Here is a 6243-nt window from a genome sequence, read left to right as displayed (position 1 = left end):
GCCGCCCCGGCCGCCCAGCTTTTGCCGACCCCGATCGTCCCGAGCACGACAAAACACACAGATTGTGAGCGCATCGCGTCGTGCCCTACCCAGGGCTCGCGCCCGGCGATCCCGGGCGCCCCGCACGACGAGAGGCACCACCCCATGCACGACACCGGAACCGCGACCCTGCCGGCTCCGGCCCCCGACCAGGAAGAACAGCACGAAGAGCAGAGCAGGCACGCTCGGCGCTTCGGACTGCCGATCGCCACCTGCCTCGTCATGGGCAACATCATCGGCGGCGGCATCTTCCTGCTCCCGGCCTCCGTCGCCCCCTTCGGCACCATCAGCCTCGTCGCGTTCGCCGTCCTGACCGCGGGCGCCATCGCCCTCGCGCTCGTCTTCGGGCGGCTCGCCCGCCGCGATCCGCGCACCGGCGGACCGTACGTCTACGCACGTGAGGCGTTCGGCGACTTCGCCGGATTCCTCTCGGCCTGGTCCTACTGGGCCACCGCCTGGGTGTCGAACGCGGCGCTCGCCGTCGCGGCCGTCGGCTATCTCGACGTCCTGATACCGGTCAACGACCACAAGTGGACCGCCTGCCTGGCCGCCCTGGTGCTCCAACTGCTCCCCGCGCTCGCGAACTTCGCGGGCACCCGGTACGTCGGCGCGGTCCAGGTCGTCGCCACCGTCCTGAAGTTCCTGCCGCTGCTCCTCGTCGCCGTCGGCGGACTCTTCTTCTTCGACAGCGGCAACCTCGGGCCCTTCCAAGCGAGCGACGACAGCCCCGTCGGCGCCGTCTCCGCGTCCGCCGCGATCCTGCTCTTCTCCTACCTGGGCGTCGAGTCGGCCGCCGTCAGTGCCGGCGAGGTGCGCGATCCGCGGCGCAACGTCGGGCGCGCCACCATCCTCGGCACGCTGGGCGCCGCCCTGGTCTATCTGCTCGGCACCCTCGCCGTCTTCGGCACCGTCGCCCACGACAAGCTCGTCGGCTCGACCGCGCCGTTCTCGGACGCCGTCAACGTCATGTTCGGCGGGTCATGGGGCGGCATCGCGGTCGCCTGCGCGGCGGTCGTGTCGATCCTCGGCGCCCTCAACGGCTGGACGCTGCTGAGCGCCCAGACGCCGTACGCGGCCGCCAAGGACGGGCTCTTCCCGCCCGCCTTCGGCAAGAAGAAGCGCGGTGTGCCGACCGCCGGCGTCCTGGTCACCGTCGTCCTCGCCTCGCTGCTCACCGTCTACAACTACACGGCCGGTTCCAGCGGCGTCTTCGAGTCCCTCGTCCTGATCACCACGTTCACGGCGACCGTGCCCTACCTCCTGGCCACCGCCGCGCAGATCTTCTTCCTGATCTCCGGTCAGGGCGAGCGCGTCAACCGCGGCCGCCTGGTGCGGGACGGGATCCTCGCGGCCATCGCGTGCGGCTTCTCCATGTGGCTCGTCGCCGGGTCCGGGTACGCGGCCGTCTACCAGGGCGTGCTGTTCCTCTTCGCGGGCGTCATCGTCTACGCGTGGATGGCGGCCCGCAAGAAGCGGACCGCCACCCACTGATTCCCCGACCCCCGTCGGTCGTTGCCCCTGCCCCGGACTACCGGGCCAGCGGGGCGACCACCCAGCGGCGGGTGGTGAACATGCCGTCGGGCGGGCCGATCTCGATCAGCTTGCGGGCGGCCGGGTAGGCCTCGTTGCCCTCGATCTCATAGCCGACGTCGAACGTGCCCGGCACGTCCCTGACCTGGGGATCCTGCTGAGCCTTGGCGCCCTTGCCGCCGGGCTCGTCGGCCGTGACGGCGGCGAGTTCGGCGAGCAGCTTCTGCTGGGCGGCGGCCAGCGCCTTGCGCGGGTCGCGCTCCAGCGGCACGGCGGCCGCCTTGCCGCCCTGGGGCGGCGGCGAGATGTCCGTGCTCGGCTCGCGCGTCGTACCGGTGGTCTCACGCGTGGAGATCTGCGCCTGGACGACGGTGGCGTCGTTGTCCAGGGCCACCCGGATAAGACCGCGGTCCGGGGTGATGACCGGTATGCCGTCGAAGACCTGCCGGAACGTCACATGGGTCTCAAGCGACACCGGCTGCCCGAGCTCGGAGCCGTCCTTCGCCCCGGAGTTCTGCATCAGGTCGTGCACGCTGTCGACGACGAGCTCGGCGCCGTCCGCGTGCTGCTCGGCGAACGCGCGCGCGGCCTCGACCGCACGCTCGGTGGGCAGCTGGCGCAGATTGCGGTGGTTGGCCTCGGCGAGCTTGACCCAGCGGACCGCGTGCGGCGCGGTCGATATGGTCCGGTCGCCGGAGGTGGCGCTGAGCACGCCCTGCCGCTCGACCTGCACCTCTTGCAGCGCCGCCGACGGGAAGTTGGCGAGCTGCCCCATCTTGGTGAGCTCCTGGCCCGGGTCGCGCGGCGCGAGCTGCACGATCTGCGGGCTGCTCGGCGCCTGCGTCAGGGGCTCCCTGAGGGTGTCGCGCGCGTAGTACCAGCGCCACGCGTACCAGTTGTCCGGCACATGCTCGCGGTACAGGGTGCGCTCGCCGTTGAGGCGGGCGTTGGCGTCGGCCTGGGTGGCGCCGACCGCGCAGACCGAGGGCGCCTGGCCCTTGTAGATGTCCCAACTCGCGTTCAGCCAGGCGTCGGTGAAGGTCTGCCCGGCCCGCCACTTCTCCCAGAACTTCTTGCCGTAGTCCGGGCTGTCGATGCTGACCGTCTCGAACCCGAAGATCATCCGGAAGCCGATGTTGGGGCCCGCCCAGGTGCGGATCGGGGAGTGCCCGCCGAGCACCCGCAGCGAGGTGCAGGTGGACCAGAAGACGTAGTTGGCCTTCTCGTTGCCCAGCGCCATCCGGTTGGAGACGGCGTCGCTGCGGCCGTCCCAGACCGCGCCGAGTGGCGCGAAGAAGACCCCGTTCCCGTCCATGCCGCCGTGGCCGGAGTGGTAGACCGCGACCACCGCGTCCATGCCGTAGCGGTCCTGCCAGTTGTCGTACGTCTCTTCGTACGCCCACACCTGGGCGCCACCGTCCGCGAACCAGAAGTTGCGGTCGTAGAACTGCTGGAGGTACGCGAGCCACCCGGTGGCGTCGGCGTGCGTGTGGAAGAGCGGTGACTGGTTGACGAACTTCTGGATGCTGAACGCACCCCACCAGCCGAACGTCGAGTCGCGGTCACCGGCGGCTCCCGGCTTCTCCGCTTCCAGCGGTGACGGACCGCGGTCCGTGTAATTCATGCGCATGGCCAAACCCCCTGAGGTGAATTCCTCGTCCCGTGCGCGAGGGGGCCTCAAAATGTCACCGCGCCGGAACCTTGCCCAGTTGCCATTCCGGCCATAGCGGGCACGTACCAGGGCTTTCACCCTGCCCCATGCGCCTCCCTTGAGGGGGCGTGCGGGGTGGTACGCGGTGGGGCGCGATGGGCCTCCGTGGAGCGAAAAATGGTGTGCGTCCCGACTCGCGCAGCGCACACACTGTTCGTACCGGACCTCGCGCACCTGCGCGCCCCACTCGAACACCCCCAAGGAGCCCCTGCGTGCAGGCTGCTGTCAGCGTCACTCCCGCCAGGATTCCCGAGCTGCTGCTCGGGCTCGCCACGGTGCGGCCCGTTTTCATCTGGGGCGCGCCCGGCATCGGAAAGTCGTCCCTGGTAAGGAAGTTCGCCGACTCCCTCGGCCTGGAGTGCGTGAGCCTGCTGGGTACGCAGCTGGCTCCTGAGGACCTCATCGGCGTACCGCAGATCCGTGACGGCCGTTCGGTGTTCTGCCCGCCGGAGTCGATCGCGCGGGACGAGCCGTACTGCCTGTTCCTCGACGAGCTGAACGCGGCGACACCGGACGTCCAGAAGGCGTTCTACTCGCTGATCCTGGACCGGCGGATCGGCAACTACGAACTGCCCGAGGGCTCGATCGTCATCGGCGCGGGCAACCGTGCCACGGACAACGCGCTCGCCCGTCCGATCTCGTCCGCGCTCGTCAACCGGCTTGCGCATGTGCACCTTTCGGCATCCGTGACGGACTGGCTGGGGTGGGCTGCGGGGCACGGCATCCACCCCTGGATCACGGACTACCTGACCGACCGGCCCGACCACCTGTGGTCGAAGCCGCCGAAGACGGAGGAGCCGTTCTCCACGCCACGGTCCTGGCACATGCTGTCCGACGCGCTGCACTCGTTCGGGCCGACGCTGGACGAGGAGACCCTGAAGGTCGTCGCGCACGGGACGCTGACGCCGGGGCACGCGGTCGCCTTCTGCGGATACGTCAAGGTCGTGCGGAGCCGGTTCGGGCTCGACGCGATCCTGAAGGGCGACGCGCGGTGGCCTCATCGGCCGGAGGAGCGGGACCTTCTGTACTACCTCGCGGAGTCGTTCCGGGGGCGGCTGGCGAAGGAGCTCCCGGCGTCCAAGGAGCACGCGTCGCCGTCCGTCCGGCAGACGGCGTACCGGGCCAAGTCGCTCCTTGTGCAGCTGGCGGAGATCTCGGTTGAGGTCGCCCAGACGGTCATCGCGGACGACGCGGACGGCAATCCGCTGCTGCCGGCGTGGTTCCTGGTGGAGGCGGCGAGGGACATGCCGCGACTGGTGGAGGCGAGGCGGTGACCCTGCGGATCTTTTCCCGCCCTCCCCCAAGCTCTTAATGAGCAGGGGGGACCCCCTTCCCGATTGCCCGGCAGCACGGCACGCAATGCCCCCAGGAGCGACCCCGCATGACCCGCCCCCGCAAGGACAAGAACCCCCGCCCCGACCCCGCAACAGAGGCCTACCTCAAGGGACTTGCCATGGTGCGGAGCAACCCCGCCCTCGACTCCCTGGAAGCGGACTTCTGCCGGACCGGCTGCCGTGTCGCGCCCCCGCGGGGCCACGCCCTCGTCGACTCCGACGGCTGCGTGCACGTCCACCCCACCCGCCTCGCCACCCCCGGCGAATGGGCCTGGGCGCTCTCCCACTGCCTGCTGCACCTCGGCTTCGGTCACGTCCCCGCCGCCAAGGGCAAGCGCGAGCAGCCGGACCGGTTCGACCTCGCGGCGCGCTGCGTGGTCGTCCACCGGTTCCAGCAGACGTTCCCCGTCGGCAACCCGCCCGACGACCTGCCCAGCACGTTCCCCGGCGGCGACGAGGAGCAGCTCGCCGCGCGCTGGCGGCGTGACGGCATCCCGCCCCAGTACGAGCACTGCGGCGCCGGCGGCACCGCCCCCGACCAGGTGCTTGAGCCCTGGCCCGCCTGGTACGGCCCGGTCAAGGACTGGCAGACCGTCTTCGCGCACGCCCTCACCCGCACGGTGTCCGCCGCCATGGACGTGGCGGGCGGGCGCCGTGACGAGCTGAAGGGTGAGCGCGTGCCCACCCGCCCCTGGGAGCGCGCGCTCAACTGGTTCGTGTCCTCCTACCCCCTCCTCGGCGGCATCGCGGCCGGCATGACGGTCGTCGCGGACGCCGAACTCGCCCGCGCCCACGACATCTCCGTCGCCGCGGTCAACGCCGACGCCGGGGAGATCTACATCAACCCGCTGAAGCGGTACGCCGACGAGGAGTGGCGGTTCATCCTCGCCCACGAGATGCTGCACGCCGCCCTGCGGCACGGTGATCGACGGGGAGCCCGCGACCCGTATCTCTTCAATGTCGCCGCCGACTACGTCATCAACGGCTGGCTGCGCGAGATGGGCGTCGGTGAGATGCCCGAAGGGCTGCTGTACGACCCGGAGTTGGCGGGGCTCTCCGCCGAGGAGGTGTACGACAGGATCGTCGCCGACCAGCGCCGCATGCGCCGGATGGCGACCCTGCGCGGCAAGGGGCGCGGCGACATCCTCGGGGAGCCGCTCGGGCCCGTGGGGGACTATGTCGACCTCGACGAGTTCTACCGGCGCGGACTCGTGCAGGGGAATGAACTGCATCACCAGCAGGACCGGGGCCTGTTGCCCGGCGGTCTCATCGAGGAGATCCGCGCGCTCGCGCATCCGCCCGTGCCGTGGGACGCCCAACTGGCCCGCTGGTTCGACGCGTTCGTGCCCCGGCCCGAGCCCCTGCGCAGCTACGCGCGGCCCTCGCGCCGCCAGGCGTCGACCCCCGGCATCCCGCGCGCGGGCCGCCACCACCCGCCCGAGGAGATCGCCCGCTGCACCTTCGGCGTCGTCCTCGACACCTCCGGGTCCATGAGCCGCGTCCTGCTCGGCAAGGCGCTGGGCGCCATCGCCTCGTACGCCACCGCACGCGACGTACCGGCGGGGCGGGGGCCGGGCGGGGGGGGCGGGGCCCCCCCCCCGCGGGTGTGGGCGGGCCGCGCGAGAGAGA

At 71.1% G+C, this 6243-nt stretch carries 4 protein-coding genes; 3 read left to right on the top strand and 1 reads right to left on the bottom strand.

What is annotated here, in order from left to right:
* Positions 1–144: 144 nt before the first annotated feature.
* Positions 145–1530 (top strand): amino acid permease, encoded by a 1386-nt coding sequence (locus ACFWY6_RS43405; RefSeq protein WP_384702829.1) that lies wholly within the window; start codon positions 145–147, stop codon positions 1528–1530.
* 37 nt (positions 1531–1567) lie between these two features.
* Here ACFWY6_RS43405 and ACFWY6_RS43400 read toward each other — a convergent pair whose 3' ends face one another.
* Positions 1568–3199, bottom strand: coding sequence for a DUF6345 domain-containing protein (locus ACFWY6_RS43400; RefSeq protein WP_384702826.1), 1632 nt, complete (start codon positions 3197–3199; stop codon positions 1568–1570).
* A 293-nt stretch (positions 3200–3492) separates the two neighbouring features.
* On the opposite strand from ACFWY6_RS43400, the gene ACFWY6_RS43395 reads away from it, so the two are divergent.
* A complete protein-coding gene (locus tag ACFWY6_RS43395) occupies positions 3493–4554 on the top strand; it encodes an ATP-binding protein (protein ID WP_384702823.1) in 1062 nt (353 codons plus the stop codon).
* A 107-nt stretch (positions 4555–4661) separates the two neighbouring features.
* A partial coding sequence (locus ACFWY6_RS43390; protein ID WP_384702820.1) for a hypothetical protein occupies positions 4662–6243 on the top strand: 1582 nt, incomplete at its 3' end.

Source organism: Streptomyces sp. NPDC059037 (assembly GCF_042740015.1).
Lineage (GTDB): Bacteria > Actinomycetota > Actinomycetes > Streptomycetales > Streptomycetaceae > Streptomyces.
The sequence above is the reverse complement of the archived record's forward strand: the minus strand, read 5'-3'. Positions and strand labels throughout refer to the sequence as shown.